Here is a 25964-nt window from a genome sequence, read left to right as displayed (position 1 = left end):
CCCTCACCAATTATAAAAGGAGAATATTATGGAAGGCGTCAAACACGATTTCGCCGGCAAGGTGGCTATCGTAACTGGAGGCGGAAAAGGAATCGGCCGGGCTATCGCTCTGGGATTGGCCGCCTCCGGCGCCTCTGTGGCCATCGCTGCCCGCAGTCCGCAGGAGATCGAAGCAGTGGCCGAAGAAATCAACAAAAGCGGCGGTAAAGCCATCGCCGTTGTTACCGATCTGACTGTAAACGAACAGTTAGAAGATATGGTAAAGAAAACCATCAGTACATTCGGGCGGATAGATATTCTGGTCAACAATGCCGCCCGGAGCTTCATGCGCAACCTCATAGATCTGCGTGAGGATGGGTGGGATAAGGTGTTTGATACCAATGTGAAAGCCGTCTGGCTTTTAAGCAGGCTTGTGGCCCGGACGATGGTCGAACAAAAAAGCGGGCAGATTATCAACATTACCACCATTGGTGCGGAAAAGGCTGAGGCGGGTATGGCCGCCTACTGCTGCAGCAAAGCGGCGCTCAAGATGCTGACCCGCAGCATGGCCCTTGAATGGGCTCCCTACGGCATCCGGGTTAACGCTGTAGGCCCGGCCTTGACGCGGACGGAATTCAGCAAACCTATGTGGTCTAATCCGGAGATTGCCAAGCTGGTATCTGCAAAGATTCCGATGGGACGTTTGGCCGAACCGGAAGATATTGTCGGCGCCGTTCTTTTTCTGGCCACGGGAGCGGCCGATTTTATCACGGGTCAATCAATATACGTGGATGGAGGCGCCCTGACTGTGTAATTACAAACCCAGCGTGAGGGAGCAATTCTCACAATCTGTATCAGAACTTATAAGGAGGTTTTATCTCCTTGACCTCGCACGAAACACTGATTATCATCTTCGAATACCATAAGCTGAGCTTCAAAGAAGAACGGCCAAAGTAGAATGAGCTGGAGCCGGCAGAAATTCCGGCCCCAGCTCATGTATTTCTGATTAGCTGACCTTGAAGATCATGGAAGCACCGGTATCGCCGGCAGCACAACCGGTCCAGAGGCAATAGCCTCCACCGATCATCGCCATCTCTTCGAGCATCTCAGCAATGATCCTGCCTCCAGTAGGAGCTTGGGGATGTCCATAGATCAGGGAGCATCCGTAGTTGTTCATCTTCATGACATCGATGCCCATCTTCTTGGCAAAGTTGAGGTCATTCGTTGTAAAGGGGTTGTGGCTCTTAATTGCTTTCATGTCAGTGATCTTGAGACCTGCGTTGGCAAGTGCCATCTCGGCAGCCGGTACCGGTGCTGAAGCCATGAAGCCGGGGTTCACGCGGGAAAAGCCGAATGAGACAATCTGTATCTCTATCTTGGGATCAGCGCTCAACTCCTTGGCCTTATCACGGGTGGTGACGATGAACCCGCAGTTGCCGTCGGCAGGAAATGTCTGGGCGCCAAAGCTGTGGATACCGCCTGGCTCCGCCGGTCTCAATTTAGCCAGACCTTCGGCGGTCGTAGGGGTAACACCCTCATCAAGCTCAACCAACTTAGTCCCTTTCTTGCCGACTTTCACTTCTGCGGGGAACATATACCTTTTCTGAAAAGCCCTGTCATCGGCTTGGGACATCATGTACTGCTCGTAACGCCGAAGGACAACTGCGTCAGACTCTTCCTTGGTGAATCCTTCTATTTTGGCTACGTTCTCGGCAGTCCCTACCATCTTCGTAGGCGGAAAGACGTTGGGATCTGAATTGAAGTTGTCCATGAGCCAGTTTTCATGGATGACCTCGCCACCTGGACCCATGGGATTCGGCCACACGGTGTGCGCCCCATTGGAGGTGCGGTCAGTCATAAGACCGAAACCCACATCGAAAGCACCTGCCTCTACGGCTAGTGCAGCAAGGTTAAGAATTGTGGTGGAGGTCGTACAAGCCTGGTTGACCATAAGACCAGGCAGGTTCTTCTTATTGTCTGTCAGCATGCCGGCAGCCCAGTTATGACTGTAGAACAAGTGATGCTGGTGAATGCTTATCCCGAAATACAGATAGTCAAGGATGGCTGGATCGATCTTCTTCTTCTCCAGAAACCACCGTCTCGCAGTCTTTGCGCCTAACTCGATTGCGTTCTCGTTTTGCATACTGCCCTGCCAACGGCAGAAGGGGGTCGAATAGTATCCGTTGTAAGGGATATACGCCTTTGTAAAAGTTTTCATGTAACTACCTCCTTATAAACAATTAGTTAATTTGAGCTGTAAAAGGTCCTGTCAAACATGCATTCCTTTGTAGGTCACACACCGGTAATGCTGCGTAAAAATTACCTCCCCCAGCTTTTATACTATTTGACTCTCTACGTTAAATTGATAGTTGATAAGACATTGCTTTTCAACAGCGGGAGTATAGGGTGGCTGTTTTTGGTTGTCAAGGGATATTTTTTATCTATTTTGCGTCAAAAAGCAGGGGCCGCCCAAGGCTACGATGCCTTGCATATCCTGGCGAAGGCGGTCAAGTTTACAGGGTCTCGCAACCCCCTCGATCTGTCTTACGCGATTCGGTACATGGACGTCTGGGAAGGCGCCAACGGCCGGTACAAGTTCGATGGCACAGGGGGAGCTCGAAGACAAGCTCATATTCGTCAAAATGTTTCGGCGTGGGGTGCCTGTGGCCATTCGGAGGTGAGCCGGTATCAAACCCGGTCATTATTGATAAATCAAGTCAACCATGAAGTATCTTTTGAGAACGGAGATCGCGCCTGATTTGGGAAGTTATGGAAGCAATGAGGAAGTATGACGCCTACTGCAAGCCTAACCCATTGATTTTTTAGGATCCAACCGAATATTGTTGTAATCGGAAATTCTTATCAACACCAAGTGTTATGTCCCTTTATTTTCACGGCTCCTTTAAAATCCTTCGTTGAAAATTCATTAAATTAAAGGCCGCCTTGATGGTTTCTATTGTCCCATCGATACCCAAACGGCTTGAATCAATCACTAAATCGTAATGAGCAGGATCAGCGATATTTGTATGAAAGTACTTCCGAATAAAGGCATCCCGGTTTGAGCCGGTCTGGGTTATATATTCCTCCGCCTCCTTGCGGGACGATCCCCGGCTTGCCATGACCCTGGCGATCCGTGCCTCCTTGGGGGCTACGAGCCTGACGCGAAAGGTTTCTTCAAGGGGGAGAATATAGTTAGCTCCCCGGCCAAGAATAACGGCGTTGCCGTGCCGTCCAATAGTACTGATAACTTTCATGAGGTGCCGCAGATAATTATCTGGCCACAGGTGGCGTGACTCGAAGAGGGACGTCAGCCAGTTGTCACGTTTTTTGACATCCTTCTCGTCCAGTGAAGAGACGACTTTCTCGCTCATTTGAACGCTCTCAGCTACTTTATGGATAATCTGGTTGCTCATGATGTCCATTCCCAGGGCTTCTGCCAATCTCTTGGCAATCACGGTTCCTCCCGTGCCGGGTTCACGAGAGATGGTGATCACGGGATGATACACCTTGACCTCGCCGTCCCGTTCAGCGGTGACAGAGCGCCACTTGTTTATCTGTTCTTCCACCAACACATTGAAGCTACGGGGTATTTTTAACATTTTGCCTCCTTTCCCCTTACTCTTTCTTTAAGAAATTTCAACTATTTTTGCGCGCTTTCCCATAGTGATATGGCGCCTTTTACCTTTGACGCCTTGAATTGTTGCTCAACTTCCCTGCGGAGCAGTTCATCATATTTCAGAGCGAGGACATACGTTGCATAGTCAAACATCAGAATCGTACGGTTCAGGCTTTCGGTGGCATGATGGTGTTCGACGGCAGTCATAAATTGAGGTTCGGCATAGAGCCAAATGTGGCGCCTCATGAGCGTGAGCGCGTAGATAGCCTGGGACAGCGGGATACGCGCCTTATAGCTTTCTTCCGCATGTTGGGCAAACTGGATATGCGCGTCATCAAAAGGGTTATCGGAGAGGAACAGTTTTCCGACTCTGCTGAAAAAATTCAGGGCCTGCTGGATGACCTTCCCTTCCGGCATTTTATGATAATAGGGCGTTTTGGGATTCATTCTGATATTGTTATACCATTGCCGGGCGATGGCTTCCGCATGTTTCTCCGTTATCTCTATTAATTGGGTGGCGTATGATTTCATCATGGTCTGACCTCCTTGATTCCCGCTAAAATATTAGACTCCTGTTCAACAGACCTGCTCAATGGACGAACGCTCGGCAACGCCAGAGAGAGACTACTTCTTCTTTGGCGCACTTGCCTTCAGCGCGGCCTCGGCCGTTTTTTGATCCGTAATGTCTTCGATGGTCTCGACGGCGCCGACGAGTTCTCCCAGGCTATCCTGGATGACGGCAGCCGTAAACCGAAGCCAACGCCCATTTTCCCCCAGATCGGGGAAGAAATCCGTTGCTTCGAATGCCTCTTCATCGACATCGCATTTTCGGTGTTTTCCCTTGTACCACTTGGGAATATTTTTCACCGCACTGTCCACAAGCAGATCGGCCATACAGGGCCTCTTTCTTCCATAGAAGGCTCTCCATTGCTGATCGGTCCCGATCATCTTTTCGGCCGGTATTTTGGTCAAAATTTCCAAAGCCCGGTTCCAAAGAATGACCTTGTGGTCACTCCCGATCACAAAAGCAGGGATGGAAAAACCCTGGAAAATGCTGTTCATTCTTTTTTCGCTCTTGACTAACCTTTGCTCTGCAATTTCGCGTTCCCTTTTGGTTTCCGTAAAATCTCCCAATGTCTCGATAGCGCCGACTAAAGCTCCCTGCGAGTTACGGACTGCCGTCGCGGTGAACCATAGCCAGCGACCGTTTTCGCCCAGATCGGGGAAAAATCCCTCCGCTTTAAAAGTTTCATCAAGAAGTTTCGATTTAGATACGCCACCGTACCATTCCGGTACTGTATCAAGTGATTGATTTACGATCAGATCGGCCATGCAAGGCCTTTCTTGGGCATAAAAAGCACGCCAGTGCTGACTGGTCCCGATCACCTCTTCCGCCGGAATTTTGCTTAATTTTGCGAGAGCCCGATTCCAGTAAATCACCGTGTGATCAACTCTGATGACGAATGTCGGCAAGGGCGAGCTCTCGATAACACTGAATAGCCGTTGCTCTCTTTCCTTTTTCGACAGTTCAGCCGCCACACGTTCCGTGATATCCTCCAGTGTCTCAACGGCCCCCACAAGCCGGCCCTTGGAATCCCTGATGACTGCAGCCGTAAAGCGAAGCCATTTGCCGTTCTCCCCGAGATCAGGAAAGAAGTCGGTCGCCTCATAGGCTTCTTCCAGCAGTTCGGATTTGGTGTATTTCCCTTCGAACCACCTGGAAATCCGCGCCAAGTCCCCATCAACCAGAAGATCTGCCATGCAGGGTCTTTCTTCGGCATAGAACGCTTTCCACTGCTTGTTGGTGCCGATCACCTCGCTCATCGGGATTTTACTCAGATGCTACAGGGCCCTGTTCCAGTAGATCACCTTGCGGTCCTTTCCAATCACAAAAGCAGGGATGGAAAAGCCCTGAACGATGCTTTGCAGCAGATGCTCCGATTCCCGGGAGCTGTCTGACAATTCCAGTTTCTTCTTAATCGTCCTGCCGCTGCCGCCCGTGTCAATTTTATTACCTGTATTTATCTTCATAAATCACCCCTTCCTTTTATAATTTTTAAGTATTCAGTCTTCACGTACTGGATAATCTGACCGCCTGACTTCATCAGGCTCTCGATTCCTTCAAAACTTCGAAACCGGCCACAATATCCAGCAGTTCTTCCGTGATGGTCATCTGACGCTGCCGGTGGAACTGGACGTGCAACTCCTCGAGGCGTTCTTCGATATTCTTCTCCGCGTTCTGCATGGCGGCCAGCCGGCTGGCGTTTTCACTGGCCAGGGAATTGGCGAAGGCCCGGTAAACCGAAACAAACAGGTATTCCCGGATCATGGATCGGAATATGCGCTCCCAGTCCATGTTAAACATGGGCAGTGTCCGGGAGTCCCACTTCTTTTTCTGCAGATCGGCCAGCCATATCTTGTCCACGGGCAGCAGTTTGAGCGTCCGGGGACGATAGGTCGCGCCGGAGAGATACTCGTTGTAATAAAGAACCATGTTTTCCACGGAACGTTTGAAGCGCCAGTCTTCGAGGAGCAGCGTGATATCCTGGACCATGGCCGTGATCCCTGCCGTCGAACCCGGCTGGGTCAGGATTTCAAAGACGTTCTCTCCCGTATCGCTGAGGATGTCGGCCACTTTCACTCCAACGACGATGAAAAACCGGTCTTCCTTTTTGAAGTCCGTCCTGTCCAGCTCTTGGACGGCATGCTGGGCAATGATACTGTTGAACTGGCCGCAGAGCCCCTGGTCCGTGCCGAAGACAATCGCCCCCAGTTGCTTCTTGGCACGCTGTCGCGGCGGCTCGGGGGCGCCCTGGCGGTCTTTCAGAATGATCTGCAGGCCCATCTCGACGGTCCGGTTGTAATCGGCGAGGGATTCGACGGAACGCTGGTACTGGCGGATGCTGACGGCGGCCAGGGCCTTCATGGTCTTCACGACGCCCAGAAGATCCTGAGCGCTCTTTATCGTTCGCTTCAGGGCTTCAGGGGTTTGCACGGTCGGGCTCCTTCAGAAAACTGGCCGCCGTATCTTTGGCGATGCTGGTAATCGTTTTCTGGTCCGCGTCGTCAAGTTTACTTCCTCCGGTGATGCGGGAGCAGAAATCGCTCTGGTTTACCGCCACGTTTTTGCGCAGCGATTCTTCTGCCGCCCGGATGTCGGCGATGGCTATGGTGTCGAAGTGCCCCGTGGTGACCGCCAGCATGGCAGCAATCTGCTCCGCCACCGGGATCGGTTTGTACTGGGGCTGCTTGAGGATTTCCCGGACGCGCCAGCCGCGTTCGAGTACCTTCCGGGTCGCCTCATCGAGGCGCGTGCCGAACCGGGAAAAAGTCTCTAACTCCTCGAACTGGGAATGGGAGATTCGCAGATCCCCCGCCACCGCGCGAAAGGCCGGGAGCTGGGCCTTGCCGCCCACGCGCGACACCGATTTTCCCACATCCACGGCAGGGAGAATGCCCTTCTGGTAAAGGCGCGGGGAGAGATAGAGCTGCCCGTCCGTAATGGAAATCAGATTGGTCGGGATATAGCCTGAAATATCCTGCGCCTCCGTCTCCACGATGGGCAGCGACGTCAAAGAGCCGCCGCCGTGTTCTTTCCTCAGATGGGTCGAGCGCTCTAGCAAACGGGAATGGATATAAAAAATATCTCCGGGAAAGGCTTCCCGGCCCGGCGGCCGCCGCAGCAGCAACGAGAGTTCGCGGTAGGCGCGGGCGTGAGAGGTGAGGTCATCATAGACGATCAGGACGTCGCGGCCGGAAGCGATGAAATATTCGCCCATGGTGGTGGCGGCGTAGGGAGCGATAAACTGGAGGCCCGGCGGGTCATCTCCCGTGGCGGCAACGACAATGACGTAATCCATGGCGTTGTACTGCTTGAGGTCCGCAATGACCTTGGCGACGTCTGAGGCCTTTTTGCCGACGGTGCAATAGATGCACAGGACGTCTTTGTCTGCCTGGTTGATGATGGCGTCTATGGCAATGGCCGTCTTGCCCGTCTGCCGGTCGCCGACGATCAGCTCCCGCTGACCCCGGCCGATCGGGAACAGGGCGTCAATCACCTTGATCCCCGTTTGAAGGGGCTCCGTAACGGGATCTCTTGCCATGACCGCCGGCGCTTCGCGTTCGACGGGCAGTCGTTTCATGGTCCGGATCTCTCCACGGTCATCGAGGGGAACACCCAGAGCGTCCACGACGCGGCCAATGAGAGCCTCACCGACGGGAACGTCGAGGATCCTGCCCGTGCGTCTCACTTCCGCGCCCGCCCGCAGGTCACCCGTGGGCCCCAGCAGAATCACGCCGATTTCCTGGGGATCAATGTTGAAGGTTAGTCCCTGGAGGTTTTGAGGAAACAGAACGAGCTCGTCGGCCCGGATGCTGGGCAGCCCTTCGACCCGGACGATGCCGTACCCGACATAGGAAACGACGCCCACCTCGCGCTCCCGCAGTTCGGCCTCCTGACTGGCCAGAACATCGTCGAGCGTCTGGAAGGTCCCGTCGAGAAACGCCTTCAATTCATTCTTCTCTGTCGCTTCAACGCTCATGATCCACTCCTTCTTTCGTCTGCTTCAAATCCTGGGCCTCTCCGTACAGAGCCGAATAGAATCTTTCCTCGAGGCTGTCGAGGTAGTCCTTGACGCTCCAGGCGATTTTGTGGCCATTCGACCGCAGCTCGCATCCGGACAGGACGTCGTCCGACCGTTCATAGACAATCCCGCTGATGCCCGGAAAGAAACGGCGCAGAACGCCGTCGAGCCTCGCCTGTGTCGCCGGTGGAATCTCAAAGGCGCAGGAAATAACGATACTGCCGTTTTCGGTCGGCCCCTGAAATTTTTTCCGCTCCTGCTCGTCCAGGGCTTCGATGCGTTCGATGAGGACTTCCACGATCCGCTCCTCGAGGTCGAGGTCGGCCAGATCTTTCAGGACGCGCCGGCTCACGGCGTAAACCTGATGACCCGCCAGACGTCGCAATTCCTGGAGAAAGTTGGCCCGTTCAGACTGCAGGGCCTCCATCCACCGGGCCTTGAGAAAGTCCACCTCTTCACGGGCCTTTTCGAGGAGTTGTCCTTGATAGGCCTCCGCATCCTGGCGGCTCTTGAGGAGCATCTGCTCGTAACCCGCCTCGATATCCCGGAGCTTTTTTGTGTGGCTCTCCGCGGCCGCTTCGGCCGCTTGCCGGGATTTTTCGGCCTCCATAAAGACCGCGCCGATCTTCGCCTCCCGGGCGTCCATCGCCCCGATGATCCGCCCGAAGAGAAACTTCTTCAGCAGGAACATGAGGATCAGGAAGTTGACGATCTGGGAGAAAAAGACAAACCAGTCGATATGCATGGAATTATCCCCCCGCTTTCTTGATGACGTATGCCCAGAACGGATTGGCGAACACCAGAATCATGGAGATGACAAAGCAGTAGATTGCGATGGATTCCATCATTGCGAGACCCACGAAAAGCGTTCTCGTCAGGGAGTTGCGCTCATCCGGCTGCTGTGCGATGGAACTTAAGGCGCCATGTATCGCCCGTCCCTGCCCCATGGCCGGCGCAATGGAGCCCACAGCCATACAGATGCCTGCCGTAATAATCGATACCGTTGCTACAATGCTCACGTTGTCCATAACTTGTTTTTTCCTCCCTTCGTTGTTTTTCGGTTTCAGGTTGTTTTGTACACTTTGGGTTTATGTTCTGTGCCCTCATGCGACTGTGTTGCCGCTGCAATGTAAACCATGGTCAGGACTACAAAGATATATGCCTGAATGATGCCGATCAGCAGTCCCAGGGCCTGCATGGCGACAGGGAAAAACAGGGGCGTCACCGAAAGCAGGATGGCGATCACCTTTTCATGGCTCATCATGTTTCCAAAAAGCCGGACGGCCAGGGAGAGCGTCCTGGCCATTTCGCCCATGACATGCAGGGGGAAAAAGATAAAGTTCGGACGAAAATATTCCTTGAGATATTCGATAAGACCCTGTTTCGTAATGCCGAAAATCGGAACGGCGAAGAAGACCAGAACGGACAGGGCCGCTGTCGTCGTGAGCGACGAGGTCGGCGCCACATAACCGGGGACGAAGGTCAACACATTCGACATGAGGATGAAAATGAACAGGGTTCCGATAAAGGGGAAATAGGAATCCCCGCCTTCGCTGACGACTTCCCGGATCTCGGAGCGGATTGTGGCGACAATCACCTCCATCAGGTTCTGCCAGCGGGACATTTTGCGGTCCGACGACAGATTCCGCGTGATCGCCAGTGAACCGATGACCAGGATAACCATGACGATCCAGGTGTACACGAGAGCGGCACTGATGGTGATAAAATGCCACGCGAAATAAATGACCTGATCCGGACTGATCTGATGGATGGCTACGATTTCCATGAGCATGCTCCTGTAGGCCGTGTCACCCGACCCGGCGGCATCGGGATCCTGCCAAGGGTGCCGACCAGAACCGTCTTGACGATGAAAAATCCCAGGACGGCAGCGGCCATACGTTCCCATGCCCCGTCTGTGAGGAGGAAAAACCCGCCTAAGGCAAAAATGGTCCGTGCCGCAAAGCTCAGAATCATGAGCCTGTGCGGGCTTTTCGCTTCAGGGAGCCTGCGCACTGTCTCCCAGAGGCCTAAAAAATAGACCAAGCCGATCAGACCGCCGAGGACGAAGGGGACTAAAAGTGTTGATAAAGAAAACATGCGCCGATCCTCTCACACCATTGTCGAAACAACTGCAGCCTAAGCTTCCCCCTGCGGCGGTGAACTATCATCCCCGTCTTTGATAATGTCTTCCCTGGCCCTCCTGACCCAGTGCCAGGCGTTTGCGGATCCCAGCGCAACCCCCAGGATCAGAAGCATCAGCGCCCAGGAAAAGCGGCTGGGCCAGGTCAGGTCAATCCAGAGCCCGAGTGCTGTTCCGATGAGCGTGGGAATGGCGACGGACCACCCCACGACACCGATCATGCCGAGACCGAACCAGACCGTTTCGTCTTTGTGCTTCTTGCCCTTGATGCGCAGCGATTCCTTCACCCCGATTTTCCGGGTGTATTCTTTTTCCTGCTTCAGGCGCCTTTCCTTCGGTGTCATTTGTTCGTCACTCATGATGACCTCGTAAAAATATCGCTAAATGATCGTCTGCCGGCGGCGAATTCGCTATTCATGTCTCAGCTCGATGAACCGGCGCAGTAGATCCACTTCCAGTCTGGCCGCGGCGGTCCGGGCCTTCTTCTCACGTTCGTCTATTTCCCTGAACTGGGCAATGACAACTTCCTTCAAATGACCCAGTTCGGGGCTTCGATAGGCGTTGCGCGTCGAAACCAGAACATCGGACCCTGTCTTGACCAGCGTGCCGATATCAATGGCCAGATAGGAGTCTTCGCCTCCGGCCGTGCTGTAGGAGAAAACGCCGGGAACGAGGGCCGCTGTAAAATCGACATGCAGGGGCAAAAGGCAGAACAGGCCGTTTTCCGCTTCGGCGACCACCTTGGTCACCTCTTCGCTCAGAAATATCTCGGCCGGAAGCAGGATCTTCAGCTTCATCTCAGGCCCTCACCGCCTCGTCAACCGTGCCGATCATATACAGGGAACTCTCGGGATAATCGGCGAACTCGTCGTTTAGTATCCGTTCACAGCCGTCCAGCGCGTCCGGGAGGGCCACCATCTTGCCTGCCTTGCCGATGAACTGCTCCGTCACGTGGAAGGGCTGAGTGAAAAAACGTTCCAGGCGGCGGGCCCGATAAACGGTCCGTTGATCCTCCCGGGAAAGCTCGTTGATACCCAGCATGGCGATGATGTCTTTGAGTTCTTCGTACAGGCTCAGATTCCTGCGAATATCCTGCGCGATCCGGTAATGGCGCTCCCCGGCGATGTTCGGCATGAGCATCTTGGAGCCCGATTGCAGCAGATCAATGGCCGGATAAAAACCCTCACTGGCCCGTTTACGGGACAGAACAATGGACGCCGTCAGGTGGCTGAAAGTGTGGGAAGCCGAGGGATCCGTAAAATCGTCGGCGGGCACGTAAACGGCCTGAATAGACGTAATGGCCCCCGTGGTGGTGTTGCAGATCCGCTCTTCCAGCGCCGCCAGGTCGGAGGCCAGCGTGGGCTGATAACCGAGGCGTGAGGGGAGGAGTCCCATGAGCCCCGAGACCTCCTGTCCGGCCTGGATGAAGCGGAAGATATTGTCAATGAGGAGCAGAACGTCTTGGCGTTCTTCGTCGCGGAAGTATTCGGCCATGGTGAGCCCTGTGTGTCCCACGCGGAAACGCGCCCCGGGCGGTTCATTCATCTGTCCGAAAACCATGACGGTATTGGGCAGAACGCCCGCCTCCTTCATCTCACGATAGAGTTCCTCGCCCTCGCGGCACCGCTCGCCGACGCCGCAGAAGATGCTGATGCCGTGGTGTTGGCCCACCATGTTGTGGATCATCTCCGTCAGCAGGACCGTCTTGCCCACTCCGGCGCCTCCGAAAAGTCCGGCCTTTCCGCCACGCTCCAGAGGACACAGGACATCCACAGACTTGATGCCCGTGTGGAAGATCTCGGAAACAGTGGACTGCTGGGTGATGGGAACCCGCACCCCCTGGATGGACCTGGTTTCACATCCCTTCAATGCTTCGAGATTGTCAATGGTTTCGCCGAAGACGTTAAAGACCCGCCCCAGAAGCTCTTTGCCCACCGGAATCATAAACGGTCCGCCAGTATCGGTTATGGTCGAACCCCGGGCCAGTCCCTGGGTCGGCATCAGGGAGATTCCCCTGACCGTTTCAGCGTTCATCTGAACCATGACTTCGACACGGGTCCGGCCGTCGTCTCCGGCAAGGAGGACGTTTCCAATGTCCGGCAGTCGGCCCGGCCCAAAGCGGGCGTCGATGACACTCCCGCGCACGCTTATCACCGTTCCCTGATTTTCCACGCTCATCTCCTCTTAATCGCCAGATTTATATTGCCATTGTCCTAAAAATGCCTTTATAAATTATTGCTTTTGACAGTTCGGAGTATAGGGGGGCTGTTTTTCTTTGTCAAGGGATATTTGGCATCGAAAAGATAATTGGGGACAGCCACTAATTATCGCTGCGCGAGGGGCGTTAAAATTATGCAATCAGAGCCGACAGAGAGGGAAATAAGTTAGCTATCAGGCTGATAATTCCAAAACGAAAGTTCTGTATAGGTAGTTATCAGTATCTTTCCATTACAAAAAGACTAAGCGGTAATCAGGCCTCGTACCTCTCGTACTGACTTCTTGCCAAATATCGCTTGAATTTTTTCCGCGGAAGTTTTAGTTGTAACGGCGGTGAAAGAAGGCGCTTGACCCATGGAATGTTACCAATGAGACCTTTGCACAACATCCTTATTCGTCATTCCGGTGAAAACCGGAATCCAGGAAGTGGTTGATAATACTGGATACCGGCCTTCGCCGGTATGACATAATTGCTGGTTTTATGTAGTTATGCAAAGCTCTCCCAATGTGAAGGAGGAAAGTGAAGAGCGACAATTTATTAGTCACAGGCGGCTGCGGTTTCATCGGCAGCAATTTTATCCGTTATCTCCTTGGGCAACCGGATTTCCAGGGCCGGATTGTCAATGTTGATAAGCTCACCTATGCCGGGAATCCGCATAACTTGAGCGATATCACTGAGCTTCACCCCGGCAGATACGTGTTTCTGCAGGCGGACATCTGCGAGGCCGGTAAGATGAAAGAAATTTTCCGCCGCTACCAGATAGATGCGGTCTGTCATTTTGCCGCCGAATCGCATGTGGACCGCTCCATAAAATCCCCGGAAGACTTCATGCTGACCAACATCATGGGCACTTTCAACCTTTTGGAAGCAGCCCGGGAGATTGATCTTTCCCTTTTTCATCATGTGAGCACGGATGAGGTATATGGCAGCTTGGGGCCGGAGGGCTACTTTACCGAGGAGACCCCTTACCGGCCTAACAGCCCCTATTCCGCCTCCAAGGCGGCTTCCGACCACCTCGTGCGGGCCTATCACCAGACCTACGGACTGCCCGTCACGGTTTCCAACTGTTCCAATAATTATGGCCCCTGCCAGTTTCCCGAGAAATTGATCCCGCTGGTTATTATCAACGCCCTGGAGGGGAAGCCGCTTCCCGTCTATGGAGATGGAAAAAATGTCCGGGACTGGCTCTACGTGGCGGACCATTGCGAGGCCATCTGGACGGTCATGAAGCACGGGCGGAGAGGGGATACCTATAACATCGGCGGCCGGGCGGAAATGGAGAATATCACGATCGTCAGGATGATCTGCGATATCCTCGATGAAATCGCCGCCCCCCTGCCGGGTTGCAATCGTCGGGAGTTGATCACCTTTGTCACCGACCGGCCGGGGCATGACCGCAGGTATGCCATTGATTTCGAGAAGTTACAGCGGGAACTGCATTGGGCGCCGCGCGAAACCTTTGCCACCGGCCTCCGGAAGACCATCGCGTGGTATCTGCAAAATTGGTTTTGGCTGGAACAGGTGCGTACGGGCGCCTATCGTCAGTGGATGGACGAACAATACGGGCTGTAGAAAAAAATAGTTACAAAGTGGCTAAAACAAAGCTTGACGTAAAATGCAAATAATTATAATGTGCGCCGTGTTCCCCAAACTGGTCGAGGTCGGCCGGCATCTAAGTATTGGACTGATTTGAACAACAGACCGCCGGTAATTGCAACACCTCAAAGAATGGAGAACGTAAGCGGCATATGCCGTGACCGGACCTGATTGAATGACCATCTGAAGGAGAAGAGGTTATGGATATTTCGAGAAGAAAGTTCATTATTGGGGGCGGAGTTGCAGCCGCGGGGCTGGCGATTTCTGAAAAAACGGCCGGTGCCAGCAATTTCGACTCACCGGAGCTTCGAACCAAAGGTCTCAAAACAACAACTACTGTGTGCCCATTCTGTGCAGTAGGGTGCAGTATGATCGTGCACGTAAAAGACGGCAAGGTCGTCAATATTGAGGGTGATGAGTCAAGTCCGATCAACCAGGGCTCGCTCTGTTCAAAAGGCGAAGCCATGTTCCAGGTGGCAAACAACGAACGGCGCCTTCAAAAAGTAATGTACCGCGCCCCGGGCTCAGAAAAATGGGAAGAAAAATCCTGGGATTGGGCTCTTGACCGGATATCAAAGCTCATGAAGGAAACGCGTGACCGGACATTCAAACTTAAGGAGATCAACAAGAAAGACGGCAACCAATATACCGTAAATCGCACTGAGGGCATTGCCATCTTTGGAGGGGCAGGTCTCGATAACGAGGAATGCTACCTTGAAAGCAAATTTGCACGTTCTATGGGTGTGGTTTACTTAGAGCACCAGGCGCGTCTCTGACACTCGTCCACCGTCGCCGGTCTGGCGGCATCTTTTGGACGGGGTGCAATGACAAACCATTGGAACGACCTGAAAAACAGCGATTGTATTATGGCCATAGGCTGCAACCCGGCCGAAAATCACCCGATCTCTTTCAAATGGATCGAAGCAGCCATGGAAAAAGGGGCAACGCTTATCTCTGTAGATCCACGCTTTACCAGGACTTCCTCAAAGGCAAGTATCTACGCCCGCACCAGGCCTGGGACCGATATCGCATTTCTCGGGGGGCTCATTAATTATGCTTTGCAGAACAACCTTATCCAAAATGAATATGTCAGAGAGTATACAAATGCCTCCTTCATCGTTACCGAAGGGTATGGCTTTAAAGAGGGGATGTTTGCAAACTGGGATGTTCGTGAAAAGTCTTATAACATGAAATCCTGGGCCTATGCGCTGGACGAATCGGGGAAAGCGCGTCGCGACCCGACGTTGTCAGACCCCCGTTGTGTTTTCCAGCTCTTGAAAAAACACTACTCCCGTTACACAGTTGATATGGTCTGCTCAGTTACAGGCGCTAAAAAAGAGGACTACCTGAAAGTTGCCCAGACCTTCTGTGGCACAAGCAGACCTGATAAGGCGGGCACCATACTTTACGCCATGGGGATCACCCAATCTACCCACGGGGTCCAGAATGTACGCGCTACTGCCCTGCTCCAATTGCTGCTTGGCAATATCGGCATCGCCGGTGGCGGGGTAAATGCACTGCGTGGCGAATCCAATGTTCAGGGCTCCACTGACTACGGCCTTCTCTTCCATGTTCTGCCGGGTTACATTGCATCGCCCGATTTCAGTGATTCTTCTCTCGAAGCATACATTGCCAGATATTTCCCGAAGTCAAAGGAGCCTAAGAGCACCAACTGGTGGCAGAACGGCGGCAAGTATATTACCAGCCTCCTCAAAGCATGGTGGGGTGAGAATGCAACTGCTGAAAACGGTTTCTGTTATGATTATATGCCAAAACGAAGCGGCAACTATTCTTATGTCCAGGCTATGCGCAAGATTTTGAAGGGAGAGATTGAAGGTCTGGTCTGTATGGGGATGAACCCTGCTGTAGGAGGACCAAACTCCCTCAAGGCACGTGAAGGCCTTGGAAAGCTCCAATGGCTCGTCACTGCCGATCTCTGGGAGACCGAAACAGCTATTTTCTGGAAACGTCCCGGAGTAAATCCCAAGGATATCAAGACAGAAGTTTTTATGCTGCCTGCGGCTGCATCCATGGAGAAAGAGGGAAGTATAAGCAACTCCGGACGATGGGCCCAGTGGCGTTATGCCGCGGTCTCACCGCCCGGCGAAGCCAAAAGCGACCTCTGGATACTCGATCAGTTCCACAAAAAGATAAGGGCTCTTTACAAAAAAGAGGGCGGGGCTTTCCCTGATCCAATTGTAAAAATGGCATGGAACTATGGCGACGGTCATGAGCCTGATGTTCACCGGGTCGCAAAGGAAATCAACGGCTACTTTACACGCGATACAAGCATTAAAGATAAAGACAAAACCCTGGAGTTTAAAGCCGGAGATCAGGTGCCGGCCTTTGCCCAACTCCAGGACGACGGATCAACGGTGTCGGGCTGCTGGATATATTGCGGCTCATACACAAAAGACGGGAATATGATGGCCAGGCGGGACTCTACAGACCTTCCCAACAATCTCGGGATGTATCCGAAATGGGCATGGGCCTGGCCCGTAAACCGGCGCATCCTTTACAACCGTGCCTCCGTTAATAAGGCAGGGCAGCCGTTTGACCCAAAACGTCCTGTCATTGCCTGGGATCCTGTTGAAAAGAAGTGGCAAGGGGATGTGCCTGATGGAGGCGCTCCGCCTGTGGAAGATGAAAAAGGGGTCAATCCTTTTATCATGAATTCCGAAGGTGTAGGCCGTATCTATGCTCTTACCATGCCAGACGGTCCTTTCCCGGAGCACTATGAACCGATAGAAAGTCCGGCAAGGAATCTTCTCTCCAAGGTACAGAACAATCCCTGTGTGGCGTTATCTGAAAATGACAGTTGCGACATGAACAAGTATCCTTATATCGGCACTACTTACCGTATGACCGAGCACTGGCAGACCGGAGGGATGACACGCAGTCTGCCCTGGCTTGTAGAATTGGTCCCGAACATGTTTGTAGAGATAAGCAAATCGCTGGCACAGACAAAGGGGGTCAAAAACGGCGACCTTGTTAATGTAAGCACTGAAAGAGGCTCAATTGAGGCATACGCACTGGTTACTGCCCGCCTTAAACCGTTCGTTGTTGACGGCAAGCCCATCGAACAGGTGGGCATGCCGTGGCATTTCGGTTACGCCGGCATGGCCACAGGAGATAGCGCCAACGTCCTGACCCCGGAAGTCTTAAGCCCAACCTCAAACATCCCCGAGTACAAAGCATTCCTTTGTAATGTTGAGAAGGGAGGTAATAAGTCATGAGCGCAGCAAGAGATTTTTCCCAGGATAGAACTTTCCTGATAGATCTGTCAAGATGCACCGGTTGCCGCGCCTGCCAGGTGGCATGTAAACAATGGAATCAGATGAAGGCTGAAAAGACCGTGTTTTTCCAAGGCGCAGGCTACCAGAACCCGCCTGCCATGTCCGAATACACCCTTACAAAGATCAAGTTCTGCGATTATGAAAAAAACGGCCATAACGAGTTCGCCTTCTACAAGGAAATGTGTATGCACTGCAACGAGCCTGCCTGTGTATCGGTATGCCCTGTCAGCGCCCTTATCAAGACCCCTGAAGGGCCGGTTGTTTACGACACCAAGCGTTGCATCGGCTGCCGCTTTTGTATGATCGCCTGCCCCTTTGGCGTGCCCAAATACCAATGGAGCAAGGCACTGCCCTTAGTGGTAAAATGCACCGGATGCTACAGCCGGCTTAAGGCAGGACTTAAACCTGCATGCGCAAAGGCATGTCCCTCGGCCATCTCCTACGGCAGCCGCACGGACATGATTCAGGAGGCAAAACGGCGCCTTGCGTCAAAACCTGACCGTTATTTTAACAAGATCTATGGACTCGAAGAGGCGGGCGGTACCAGCGTACTCTATCTGACAGAGCAGCCTTTCGATGAACTCGGATTCAAGCATGTCACCAAACGTCTCCTACCCTCTCTTACATGGGCCGCCTTGCGTTTTGTGCCAGGCGTATTCCTTACTATGGGCGGTTCATTGGCCTTCATCTCATGGCTTACCCATAGAAAGGACCGACTGCGTAAAGAAGAGGAGGCGAGAAAATCTGCGACGACTCAGCCAAAGGAGGGTGAATAATGTCTGTTATAGCTAACATAAAACAGGAGATTAAAGGGTATCACATGTTTATCAAGATACTCATGCTTCTGGTTGCAGCCGGCGTGCTTGCCGCTACCGCCCGTTTCATCTTCGGTCTCGGCGCCACCACCAACTTGAGCGATGTATATCCCTGGGGGCTCTGGATTTCTTTTGATGTTGTAACATCCGTTCCTTTAGCGGCAGGCGCTTTCGTTTTGGGTGCAGTGGTTCACTGTTTTCATATCAAAAAGCTTGAACCGTTGGTTCGACCTGCAATTGTGACCGGTTTCCTCGGCTACTCCCTTGTATGTATAGGTCTTCTACTTGATCTGGGTCAGCCCCAGCGGGGATGGCACATTTTCGCATATCCTAATCTGCATTCACCGATGTTTGAAGTAGCCCTTTGTGTCATGTCTTATACGACAGTTGCATTTCTTGAGTTTCTTTCACCTGTGTGCGAAAAATTCGGGTTTCATGTACCGCTGCGTCTGCTCCGTACCATAGAGGTGCCTCTAATAGTTCTCGGAGCGGCAATTGCCACGCTACATCAGTCAACTATCGGCACGTTCTTTCTCATCGCCGTAGATAAGCTGCACAACCTCTGGTATAACCCGCTCCTGCCGATGCTCTTCTGGATATCGTCTGTTTTCACAGGCCTCGCCATTGTTATTGTTGAAGCCATCATGGTACACCGGTATCTGAAACAACCGGATGAAACGGAGTTGCTTGCCACGCTAACGAAAATCATCCCCTGGTTTCTCGGAATCTACCTTTTCATCAAAATCTATGCCCTCTTCTTTCTTAGTGCAAGACCGCTCTTTGATCGTCCAGGGCTCACAATTCTTTTTCTTATGGAGGTAGTACTGGGCATCATAATCCCGTTAATTATGTTTATGACCAAACGCATAAGAACCGATAGCCGGTGGCAGTTGCGCGCTGCAAGCATGGTCGTTTTTTTCGGTCTTGTTCTGAACCGGTTCAATGTCTCCATGTTCGGCTTGATCCAGAAAGACCAGAAGATATATTATCCGTCATTCCTGGAATCGGTCGTGACAGTTGGGATCATCGCGGCCCATATACTGTTTTTTGCTTTAATAGCAAGGTACTTCCCGATTTTTGAGCACCACCCCGAAGAAGTTGATTACACAATTCCCGACCGTTTTCGCCGGATCGAGAAAAATCCTGTTACTGAACCTTAATTGGCAGTTTATCCAAGGAACTTTAGTCAATTATATACGTGGGATGGTGGTCGGTAGGCCTCGGCCGCCTCTCTTCCCTTTTCCAGGGCGGCCATGTTCAGGGGAATCAGTTTTGCTTTAGAGGCGAATTCCGCCTTGACACATTCCTGCAGAATTTCGAAATCCACCATTTTGCTGCGGGCGGCAAATGCTCCCAGGGCAACAATATTGGCGGCTTTGCTGTTGCCGATTGCAATTGCCATATCGTTAACGGGGATCTTTATTTCATCTACATCCTGCCGACCCGCATCACAGGAGATAAGAGAGCTGTTGATCATTATCACACCGCCGGATTTAACCACGGGCGCGAATTTCTCCAGTGAAGGCCGGTTCATGGCCACCAGATGCAGCGGATTCCTGACGATCGGGGAACCTATGGGCCGGTCGCTGATCACCACCATGCAATATGCTGTGCCGCCGCGCATCTCCGCGCCGTAAGAAGGAATCCACACTACTTCAAAGCCCTGTTCCAGGGCCGCATGCGCCAGAATCTTGGCGCTGAAAAGTATCCCCTGCCCGCCGAACCCCGCAAACATTACTTCATTTTGCATCAAAGCCCCCTCCCCCTTCCGCATGACCAGGGTTTTTAAATTCGCCAAGCCGGTAATAAGGAAGCAGGGTTTCTTCCGCCCATTTCACGGCTTCAACAGGAGTAAGCCCCCAGTTTGTCGGGCAGGTACTCACGAGTTCCACGAAGCTGAAACACCGGCCTTCCAATTGATATTCAAACGCCGTTTTAATGGCTTTCTTGGCCTTGACTACATACTTGGGTTTAATAATCGTCTGCCTCGTAATATAGGCCGGAGTCTGCAGGGACGAAAGCAGTTCGGCCATCTGGATCGGCATGCCGACATCATTGACATCACGGCCCAACGGAGAAGTTGTCGTGCGCTGGCCCGGCATGGTGGTCGGCGCCATTTGGCCGCCCGTCATGCCATAAACGGCATTGTTGATAAAGATAGTCGTAAACTTTTCTCCCCGGTTGGCCGCATGAATAATCTCGCCCATACCGATGCTGGCCAGATCGCCGTCTCCCTGATAAGTAAAAACCATGAGATCGGGGCGCACCCTTTTTATCCCTGTCGCCATGGCCGGCGCCCGGCCATGGGCCGCTTCCTGAAAATCAAAGGTAAAATAGTTGTAGGCCAGCACTGCACAACCTACCGGGGCAATGCCAACCGTTCGTCCTACTATGCCCAGCTCATCAATAACTTCCGCGATAAGCCGGTGGGCAATCCCGTGGGTGCAGCCGGGACAGTAGTGAGTGTCAACTTCAGTAAGAGATTCTGGTCTCTGGAATGTTTTTCCCATTGTTTTTTTACTCCTGTTTCATCGGCTCTGAGCCAGAAAGCCTTTCACCACATCCATTATCTCTTCCGGCGTCGGCACTTCCCCGCCGCACTTGCCAAACCACTCGACAGGGCATTTACCGTGCACACATCTCTCCACATCTTCAACCATCTGGCCCATGTTCATTTCGATGCTCAAGGCCATGGTGCAGCCGCTTTTCGAGGCAGCGGCGGAAACCGCCTCCTCCGGAAACGGAAAGAGGGTCTGGGGTCTGATCATGCCTACCTCAATCCCTTCTTCCTTCAGGCTATCAATGGCCGTACGGCAGACCCGGCTCATAGTGCCGAAGCTGACGATAAACATCCGATAGTCGGAATCCATATTATATTTTTCGTACCTTATTTCCTCGCTCTTCATGCGGGTGTATTTTTCCTTCAGGACCAGGTTGTTGTTATTTAGTTCCACGGCATCCAGAAAGAGAGATTTGACCAGATTGCGCTTGCTGCTCTTTCTCATACCCATCCCGTTTGTGGCCCAGGCATCTTTGTTGCTCGGTTCTGACTTCAGGCGCTCCGGAAATTCAACTGGTTCCATCATCTGCCCGATCAATCCGTCTCCGAGAATCATGACGGGATTCCGGTATTTCTCCGCCAGGGGGAAGGCCCGCATGACCATTTCCGCCGCCTCCTGAACGCTGGCCGGCGCCATGACGAGCAGATGGTAATCGCCGTGGCCGCCGCCCTTGGTCGCTTGAAAATAATCGCCCTGCGACGGCAGTATTCCTCCGAGTCCGGGTCCCCCTCTCATGATGTTGACAAAGACCGCCGGCAACTGGGCGCCGGCCAGATAGCTTATGGCTTCACTCATCAAGCTGACACCGGGGCTGGAGGAAGTCGTAAATACGCGGGCCCCGCAACCGGCCGCGCCAAAAAGCATATACCCGACGGCTACCTCGCTTTCTCCCTGCAGAAAAACACCGCCGATTTCCGGCAGGCGGTGGGAAAGGTATTCCGCCACCTCGGACTGGGGAGTAATGGGATAGGCAAAGTAGTTCAAGCAGCCGGCCCTGATGGCGGCCTCACCAATCGCTTCGTTCCCCTTCATTAAAATCTTGCCCATGTATCTCCTCCTACTCCTTTACCACGGTTTTCCCCTTATCGGCAGCATCCGCTATGCTGATTGCCGCATCGGGGCACATAATGCAGCAGGTTGAACAATAAACACAATCCTCGGGACGGGCCTGGTAAGCGGGGAAATATCCTTTTGTATTTACCTCCGGCGAGATAGCGAGAACTTTCTTCGGGCACACGTCAATACACAAACCGCACCCCTTGCATCTGTCAAACTCAATAAAATATTCGTATTTCATCTAAACTCCTTAACCACGACTTACAACAGGGCGGCTTTTTTCCAAGGCGGAACAAGCTGCCTGTGCAAAACCAAGAGGGGGCATGAGAAACGCTCCCCGTCAATTTCATCCTCGAGCCCGACAGAAACAGTAATGAATTCCAGGGGAAGACCGCTTTTATGGGATACCTCCATTACAAAGTCATACCCTTCATAGATGATATCAGCGGTTGTTTCATCAATCAGATTGGCATTCCCGATGATACCGCTTACCGGCATGCGGGAAGCCTGCTCTATTTCATCCTTCATCCTCATGCACCCGCTTAAATTATCCGTAAAGGGCCGCAAAGGATTGATCACCTGCAGCATGCGGAAGGGATGCCCTTTCATGGCATCGCCCAGAGACGCCAGCACGGTTGCCCCGACCTTATCTCCTCCCACATCGAGGATGGTAAGTCCGCTGGGTCTGCGAAGCAGTCCGGCCACCGCCGGGCTCAATATCGGCAGGTCGGCCTGCAGGTATCTATCTGCGGGCAAGATGACTTTAATACCCAGCGCGGCAAGCTGTTTCCTCGCCTCGCGCGCCCGGAAATAGGGATTGACCAGATCAAGATCGGCAATGCTGACCTCCAGGCCGGTCAGCCTTCTCTCTGCCGCCAGATTTACGGAAATCTCCGTTTTCCCGCTCCCGTAGTTGCCGACAATTACAACAATTCCCTCAAGACTGATATCCACTTGCACCAACCGGCAGTAATTTCTTTATTTGACAAGGCTTATGTTTTAACCGGGCGGAGTATAGGGAGAACAGTTTTGGATGTCAATTAAATTTATTGAATCCCGGACAACGCCACTTTAATAATTTCCCTTACGGCAGGTTTAAGGCTTGAATGCTTCCACAAGTGCTTCCATTCTATCAGATTTGTTGAGTAAATGGATGTTATGAAAACCAGCTTGCGATAGACCGGTACTGATTTCATCAAAGGTATACGTTCTCCCGCCTTTAGTGGCAACGAGCATGTTGACCGCAAATATTGCTCCCGCTTCCGAGCGGGTTCTGTCCGGTTCCATGACATGATCCCGGATAATGACCTTACCGCCCGGGATCAGGGAACGAAAAACCTTTTTGTAAAGGTCAAGGTTTTGCTCCGGGTTATTGGAATGGATAATTGCTGACAGAAAAGCCAGATCATGACCTTGAGGAATTTCATCGCGCAGGTAATCGCCGCCTGCAAGAGTGACCCGATTAAGCATTCCTTCTTCTTCCAGCCGTTCCCGGGCCAGTTCGATGACTTCGGGCAGGTCAAACAAAGTCGCTTTCATTGCGGGTGAGCTTTTCAGAAATGCAATGGTATAGGTGCCCGATGCTCCCCCCAAGTCAAGCAGGAACTTGGAGCGATCATGATTTATTCCTTTGATAATTTCCCCCGCACGCGAGCCGGAAACTGTGTGCATCGCTCCTATAAAGGATTTTAATTCATGGCCGCTGAAAGAAGAATCTCTATCGGCGCCCGATGGAGTTTTTCCCTTAGCTATATCCGTCAAATTGGCCCATCTGTCCCAGAGATGGGCGGCATGAAGGATCATGGGCAAGATTGAATTTGGATCACTATCAGAAAGATACGGGGCCAGTGAGGGAGTGCATTGATATGATTCGTTGCTCTTTACAAGCAGGCCCATCGCGGCAAGAGCGTCTAATAGAATAGTCGTGGCTCTGATATCGGTACTGAGCCTTGCTGATATTTGTTGAACCGTTAGGGAGGTTTTTTTCAGCAGGTCAAAGATATTTAACTCCGCTCCGGTTAACAGGATACGGCTCTCCATGAAATTACGGGATAATTTCATGACCTCTTCAGGTGTAATGCTGATCATAGGCTGCCCCTTTTTCATTCTCTTTGATAAACGTAGATTATTATGACACACGGAATCCTTCCATTCAAGTACGAAGTATGAATTCCGGGGACAGCTTCGCCAGTGCCCTGGAAAACCTCAAGCAGACCATCGAGACCAAATTTCAGACAATGGCGCAATAAACAGCCGCTGCCGAGGCAGAAAAACGGGGCAAAAAATTGGCAGGCAAATGAAAAGGCATATGCTTGTTTAATTAATTATATCATTATTTTAAGTCAGTTCAACGCGTTGAACTGACCCGCACGGACAGGCCCCCGAGGGCATGATAACAAAATTGTTTACCTTTTTTACAATCGAGCAAACCCTCATCCTTTTTTTCCATCTGCTTTTAAAAGCGTATCGAGAGGGCTTTGCGGTGCTTTCGACATATTGCGCAGCACATGGGTATAGATCATCGTTGTCTCAACATTCTTGTGGCCGAGAAGCTCCTGAACCTCTCGAATATTGACTCCGTTCATCAGTAAATGCGTGGCAAAACTGTGACGTAACGTATGCACAGTGGCGTGTTTCGGAATGCCGGCCTTTCTGACCGCGGCCGCAACAGCTTTCTGAATGGAGCTGGGACTGATATGATGACGGCGCACCTTGCCGGATCGCGGATCAACGGAGAGTGACGCGGCGGGGAAGACATACTGCCAGCGCCATTCTGTGACGGCATTCGGATATTTTCCTTCGAGAGCGTCCGGCAGATAGGCCTCGCCAAAACCTTTGGCTAAATCCTGCTCGTGAATTTTTTTGACTGCGTCCAGATGCTCTTGAAGTTTATTTTTAACAGCATCCGGAAGAACCGTTATTCTGTCTTTATCGCCTTTACCTGCCCGGACAATAACGGAATTCAATCCGAAATCAATATCCTGAACCCTCAGTCTGGCCACCTCCATCAGCCGCATGCCCGTGCCGTAGAGGATATGAACCAGCAGAAGTTCCCTGCCGGATAAATGCTCCAGCAGGCCGAGTACTTCATTTTGCGTCAGAACTGCAGGCAACTTGGGGCCTCTTTTGGCCCGCACCGTTTTACTTAGATCATGCAGATCAATTTTGAGAACCTCGCGGAACAAAAACAGCAGCGCGTTGAACGCCTGATTTTGAGTAGAGGACGACACCCGCTGCTTGATCGCCAGGTGCCCCAGAAAATCCCGGACATCCGCTTCATCAGCGCCTGTAGTTTCCCAATCTTTATTTTTTACGCCCGTCAGGTAGGCATGAAAACGCAGGAACCAGTCTATGTAAGTTCTTTCCGTGCTATAGGCATAATGCTTGATGCGCAAAATTTCGCGAATTTTTTCCTGCACTGTTTTGGCGTCGGGATATTTTTTTTCGGGTGCAGTTTCCGTAGCGGGTGACAGCACCGATGTATTGCCCGCCAGGAAATGATGAATATACAGCTTGAGAGCGTTATCGGCCTGTGTGCATTGCCAGTCCTGCAGTTTCTTGTCCTGCTTCAGAACATCAAGAAACATTTGGATTCTTAAATCCAATGGTTTGTCTTGCCGTGAATTGGAAAACTGCAAGAACTTGCTTGCCCAGTTAGCGTAAAAAGGGATCTGGTTTTCCGCCGCCAGTTTGCGCTGGGCAATAAACTTTTGAAACTCCGGCAAAATATGATTCATCTGGTGCTCCTGATGATGAAATAGTTGAACCCGGCCATTATTTGCCAATAATCATTGATTATACGCGTTACGCTTTTGCAGATAATAAACACTTTTTAAGTAAGATGTCAATAATATTTTATTTAATAATTATTTGCTTTTAAATAAAATTTCGCGTAGATAATTACTCATTAAATCAATGTCGCTGTTGAAAAAACAGCGGAATTAGGTATTATGTATATTAATTGTTGCCGTCGCGCTGCGCGCGACGGCAACGGCGGAGCTAAGCTACAGCTTGATCGATATGTTGGCGCATCAAGTCAGGCGGATTGGGGAAGTCCTGAGGCTCCTGCCTGATAGTTGCCTGCTTGCTGATTCGCGCGGCGCC

Annotated in this window: 27 protein-coding genes; 6 read left to right on the top strand and 21 right to left on the bottom strand. The window is 52.1% G+C overall.

Features of this window, described 5'->3' with window-relative positions; genetic code table 11:
- Positions 1–28 precede the first annotated feature (28 nt).
- The gene (locus tag NT140_08180) at positions 29–793 is read left to right on the top strand and encodes an SDR family NAD(P)-dependent oxidoreductase (protein MCX5831848.1); all 765 of its coding nucleotides are present in this window, start codon (positions 29–31) and stop codon (positions 791–793) included.
- Between the two features lie 192 nt (positions 794–985).
- On the opposite strand, the gene NT140_08175 is transcribed toward NT140_08180, so the two are convergent.
- Positions 986–2197: a thiolase family protein gene (locus tag NT140_08175; protein MCX5831847.1), complete on the bottom strand. Its 1212-nt coding sequence runs from the start codon at positions 2195–2197 to the stop codon at positions 986–988.
- A gap of 57 nt (positions 2198–2254) precedes the next feature.
- On the opposite strand from NT140_08175, the gene NT140_08170 reads away from it, so the two are divergent.
- Positions 2255–2737 (top strand): hypothetical protein, encoded by a 483-nt coding sequence (locus NT140_08170; protein ID MCX5831846.1) that lies wholly within the window; start codon positions 2255–2257, stop codon positions 2735–2737.
- Positions 2738–2870: 133 nt separating this feature from the next.
- On the opposite strand, the gene NT140_08165 is transcribed toward NT140_08170, so the two are convergent.
- The 13 genes from NT140_08165 to atpD form a co-directional block, all read right to left on the bottom strand.
- On the bottom strand, positions 2871–3578 hold the full coding sequence (locus NT140_08165) for a cytidylate kinase-like family protein (GenBank protein ID MCX5831845.1): 708 nt from the start codon (positions 3576–3578) through the stop codon (positions 2871–2873).
- A gap of 41 nt (positions 3579–3619) precedes the next feature.
- A complete protein-coding gene (locus tag NT140_08160; GenBank protein MCX5831844.1) occupies positions 3620–4129 on the bottom strand; it encodes a hypothetical protein in 510 nt (169 codons plus the stop codon).
- 90 nt (positions 4130–4219) lie between these two features.
- On the bottom strand, positions 4220–5419 hold the full coding sequence (locus NT140_08155; protein ID MCX5831843.1) for a PAS domain-containing protein: 1200 nt from the start codon (positions 5417–5419) through the stop codon (positions 4220–4222).
- A gap of 18 nt (positions 5420–5437) precedes the next feature.
- A complete protein-coding gene (locus NT140_08150; GenBank protein MCX5831842.1) occupies positions 5438–5626 on the bottom strand; it encodes a hypothetical protein in 189 nt (62 codons plus the stop codon).
- 73 nt (positions 5627–5699) lie between these two features.
- Positions 5700–6590: a F0F1 ATP synthase subunit gamma gene (locus NT140_08145; GenBank protein MCX5831841.1), complete on the bottom strand. Its 891-nt coding sequence runs from the start codon at positions 6588–6590 to the stop codon at positions 5700–5702.
- Positions 6577–8136 (bottom strand): alternate F1F0 ATPase, F1 subunit alpha, encoded by a 1560-nt coding sequence (locus tag NT140_08140; GenBank protein MCX5831840.1) that lies wholly within the window; start codon positions 8134–8136, stop codon positions 6577–6579. The genes NT140_08145 and NT140_08140 overlap by 14 nt, the downstream gene beginning before the upstream one ends.
- Complete coding sequence (locus NT140_08135) at positions 8126–8923, bottom strand: hypothetical protein (GenBank protein ID MCX5831839.1); 798 nt, start codon at positions 8921–8923, stop codon at positions 8126–8128. Before NT140_08135 ends, NT140_08140 begins: the two co-directional genes overlap by 11 nt.
- A 4-nt stretch (positions 8924–8927) precedes the next feature.
- On the bottom strand, positions 8928–9206 hold the full coding sequence (locus NT140_08130) for a F0F1 ATP synthase subunit C (protein MCX5831838.1): 279 nt from the start codon (positions 9204–9206) through the stop codon (positions 8928–8930).
- Positions 9207–9241: 35 nt separating this feature from the next.
- A complete protein-coding gene (locus tag NT140_08125) occupies positions 9242–9964 on the bottom strand; it encodes a F0F1 ATP synthase subunit A (protein MCX5831837.1) in 723 nt (240 codons plus the stop codon).
- Positions 9952–10275: an ATP synthase subunit I gene (locus tag NT140_08120; protein ID MCX5831836.1), complete on the bottom strand. Its 324-nt coding sequence runs from the start codon at positions 10273–10275 to the stop codon at positions 9952–9954. Before NT140_08120 ends, NT140_08125 begins: the two co-directional genes overlap by 13 nt.
- A gap of 39 nt (positions 10276–10314) precedes the next feature.
- The gene (locus tag NT140_08115; protein ID MCX5831835.1) at positions 10315–10677 is read right to left on the bottom strand and encodes an AtpZ/AtpI family protein; all 363 of its coding nucleotides are present in this window, start codon (positions 10675–10677) and stop codon (positions 10315–10317) included.
- A gap of 51 nt (positions 10678–10728) precedes the next feature.
- The gene (locus NT140_08110; protein ID MCX5831834.1) at positions 10729–11115 is read right to left on the bottom strand and encodes a F0F1 ATP synthase subunit epsilon; all 387 of its coding nucleotides are present in this window, start codon (positions 11113–11115) and stop codon (positions 10729–10731) included.
- A 1-nt stretch (position 11116) separates the two neighbouring features.
- A complete protein-coding gene (gene atpD, locus NT140_08105; GenBank protein MCX5831833.1) occupies positions 11117–12496 on the bottom strand; it encodes a F0F1 ATP synthase subunit beta in 1380 nt (459 codons plus the stop codon).
- A 559-nt stretch (positions 12497–13055) separates the two neighbouring features.
- Here atpD and rfbB point away from each other — a divergent pair.
- The 4 genes from rfbB to hybB all read left to right on the top strand — a co-directional run bounded on the left by rfbB (position 13056) and on the right by hybB (position 19403).
- Positions 13056–14108, top strand: a complete 1053-nt coding sequence (gene rfbB, locus NT140_08100; protein MCX5831832.1) for a dTDP-glucose 4,6-dehydratase — start codon at positions 13056–13058, stop codon at positions 14106–14108.
- A 224-nt stretch (positions 14109–14332) separates the two neighbouring features.
- On the top strand, positions 14333–17368 hold the full coding sequence (gene fdnG, locus NT140_08095) for a formate dehydrogenase-N subunit alpha (GenBank protein ID MCX5831831.1): 3036 nt from the start codon (positions 14333–14335) through the stop codon (positions 17366–17368).
- The gene (locus NT140_08090; protein ID MCX5831830.1) at positions 17365–18204 is read left to right on the top strand and encodes a 4Fe-4S dicluster domain-containing protein; all 840 of its coding nucleotides are present in this window, start codon (positions 17365–17367) and stop codon (positions 18202–18204) included. Before fdnG ends, NT140_08090 begins: the two co-directional genes overlap by 4 nt.
- On the top strand, positions 18204–19403 hold the full coding sequence (hybB, locus tag NT140_08085) for a Ni/Fe-hydrogenase cytochrome b subunit (protein MCX5831829.1): 1200 nt from the start codon (positions 18204–18206) through the stop codon (positions 19401–19403). Before NT140_08090 ends, hybB begins: the two co-directional genes overlap by 1 nt.
- Positions 19404–19429: 26 nt before the next feature.
- On the opposite strand, the gene NT140_08080 is transcribed toward hybB, so the two are convergent.
- The 7 genes from NT140_08080 to NT140_08050 all read right to left on the bottom strand — a co-directional run bounded on the left by NT140_08080 (position 19430) and on the right by NT140_08050 (position 25333).
- Positions 19430–19993 carry a 2-oxoacid:acceptor oxidoreductase family protein gene (locus tag NT140_08080; GenBank protein ID MCX5831828.1) on the bottom strand — a complete coding sequence of 188 codons (564 nt, stop codon included), beginning with the start codon at positions 19991–19993 and terminating at the stop codon, positions 19430–19432.
- Positions 19983–20753, bottom strand: a complete 771-nt coding sequence (locus tag NT140_08075) for a thiamine pyrophosphate-dependent enzyme (GenBank protein MCX5831827.1) — start codon at positions 20751–20753, stop codon at positions 19983–19985. Before NT140_08075 ends, NT140_08080 begins: the two co-directional genes overlap by 11 nt.
- 18 nt (positions 20754–20771) lie before the next feature.
- Positions 20772–21851 (bottom strand): 3-methyl-2-oxobutanoate dehydrogenase subunit VorB, encoded by a 1080-nt coding sequence (gene vorB, locus NT140_08070; protein MCX5831826.1) that lies wholly within the window; start codon positions 21849–21851, stop codon positions 20772–20774.
- 10 nt (positions 21852–21861) lie between these two features.
- Positions 21862–22101 (bottom strand): ferredoxin family protein, encoded by a 240-nt coding sequence (locus NT140_08065; GenBank protein MCX5831825.1) that lies wholly within the window; start codon positions 22099–22101, stop codon positions 21862–21864.
- Positions 22102–22121: 20 nt separating this feature from the next.
- Positions 22122–22814 (bottom strand): cobalamin biosynthesis protein CbiA, encoded by a 693-nt coding sequence (locus NT140_08060; protein ID MCX5831824.1) that lies wholly within the window; start codon positions 22812–22814, stop codon positions 22122–22124.
- Between the two features lie 141 nt (positions 22815–22955).
- The gene (locus NT140_08055; GenBank protein MCX5831823.1) at positions 22956–23948 is read right to left on the bottom strand and encodes a methyltransferase; all 993 of its coding nucleotides are present in this window, start codon (positions 23946–23948) and stop codon (positions 22956–22958) included.
- A 344-nt stretch (positions 23949–24292) separates the two neighbouring features.
- A complete protein-coding gene (locus NT140_08050; GenBank protein MCX5831822.1) occupies positions 24293–25333 on the bottom strand; it encodes an integron integrase in 1041 nt (346 codons plus the stop codon).
- Positions 25334–25964: the final 631 nt, after the last annotated feature.

The organism is Deltaproteobacteria bacterium (assembly GCA_026388415.1).
In the GTDB taxonomy this organism is placed as follows: domain Bacteria; phylum Desulfobacterota; class Syntrophia; order Syntrophales; family JACQWR01; genus JAPLJV01.
This window is presented reverse-complemented; position numbering and strand designations above follow the sequence as displayed.

Excerpts from the sequence above, each read along its gene's own strand:
- NT140_08180 (MCX5831848.1), top strand. The coding sequence starts at position 29 with ATGGAAGGCGTCAAACACGATTTCGCCGGCAAGGTGGCTATCGTAACT.
- NT140_08175 (MCX5831847.1), bottom strand. The coding sequence starts at position 2,197 with ATGAAAACTTTTACAAAGGCGTATATCCCTTACAACGGATACTATTCG.
- NT140_08170 (MCX5831846.1), top strand. The coding sequence starts at position 2,255 with ATGCATTCCTTTGTAGGTCACACACCGGTAATGCTGCGTAAAAATTAC.
- NT140_08165 (MCX5831845.1), bottom strand. The coding sequence starts at position 3,578 with ATGTTAAAAATACCCCGTAGCTTCAATGTGTTGGTGGAAGAACAGATA.
- NT140_08160 (MCX5831844.1), bottom strand. The coding sequence starts at position 4,129 with ATGATGAAATCATACGCCACCCAATTAATAGAGATAACGGAGAAACAT.
- NT140_08155 (MCX5831843.1), bottom strand. The coding sequence starts at position 5,419 with ATGAGCGAGGTGATCGGCACCAACAAGCAGTGGAAAGCGTTCTATGCC.
- NT140_08150 (MCX5831842.1), bottom strand. The coding sequence starts at position 5,626 with ATGAAGATAAATACAGGTAATAAAATTGACACGGGCGGCAGCGGCAGG.
- NT140_08140 (MCX5831840.1), bottom strand. The coding sequence starts at position 8,136 with ATGAGCGTTGAAGCGACAGAGAAGAATGAATTGAAGGCGTTTCTCGAC.
- NT140_08135 (MCX5831839.1), bottom strand. The coding sequence starts at position 8,923 with ATGCATATCGACTGGTTTGTCTTTTTCTCCCAGATCGTCAACTTCCTG.
- NT140_08130 (MCX5831838.1), bottom strand. The coding sequence starts at position 9,206 with ATGGACAACGTGAGCATTGTAGCAACGGTATCGATTATTACGGCAGGC.
- NT140_08125 (MCX5831837.1), bottom strand. The coding sequence starts at position 9,964 with ATGGAAATCGTAGCCATCCATCAGATCAGTCCGGATCAGGTCATTTAT.
- NT140_08120 (MCX5831836.1), bottom strand. The coding sequence starts at position 10,275 with ATGTTTTCTTTATCAACACTTTTAGTCCCCTTCGTCCTCGGCGGTCTG.
- NT140_08115 (MCX5831835.1), bottom strand. The coding sequence starts at position 10,677 with ATGAGTGACGAACAAATGACACCGAAGGAAAGGCGCCTGAAGCAGGAA.
- NT140_08110 (MCX5831834.1), bottom strand. The coding sequence starts at position 11,115 with ATGAAGCTGAAGATCCTGCTTCCGGCCGAGATATTTCTGAGCGAAGAG.
- atpD (MCX5831833.1), bottom strand. The coding sequence starts at position 12,496 with ATGAGCGTGGAAAATCAGGGAACGGTGATAAGCGTGCGCGGGAGTGTC.
- NT140_08090 (MCX5831830.1), top strand. The coding sequence starts at position 17,365 with ATGAGCGCAGCAAGAGATTTTTCCCAGGATAGAACTTTCCTGATAGAT.
- hybB (MCX5831829.1), top strand. The coding sequence starts at position 18,204 with ATGTCTGTTATAGCTAACATAAAACAGGAGATTAAAGGGTATCACATG.
- NT140_08080 (MCX5831828.1), bottom strand. The coding sequence starts at position 19,993 with ATGCAAAATGAAGTAATGTTTGCGGGGTTCGGCGGGCAGGGGATACTT.
- NT140_08075 (MCX5831827.1), bottom strand. The coding sequence starts at position 20,753 with ATGGGAAAAACATTCCAGAGACCAGAATCTCTTACTGAAGTTGACACT.
- vorB (MCX5831826.1), bottom strand. The coding sequence starts at position 21,851 with ATGGGCAAGATTTTAATGAAGGGGAACGAAGCGATTGGTGAGGCCGCC.
- NT140_08065 (MCX5831825.1), bottom strand. The coding sequence starts at position 22,101 with ATGAAATACGAATATTTTATTGAGTTTGACAGATGCAAGGGGTGCGGT.
- NT140_08055 (MCX5831823.1), bottom strand. The coding sequence starts at position 23,948 with ATGATCAGCATTACACCTGAAGAGGTCATGAAATTATCCCGTAATTTC.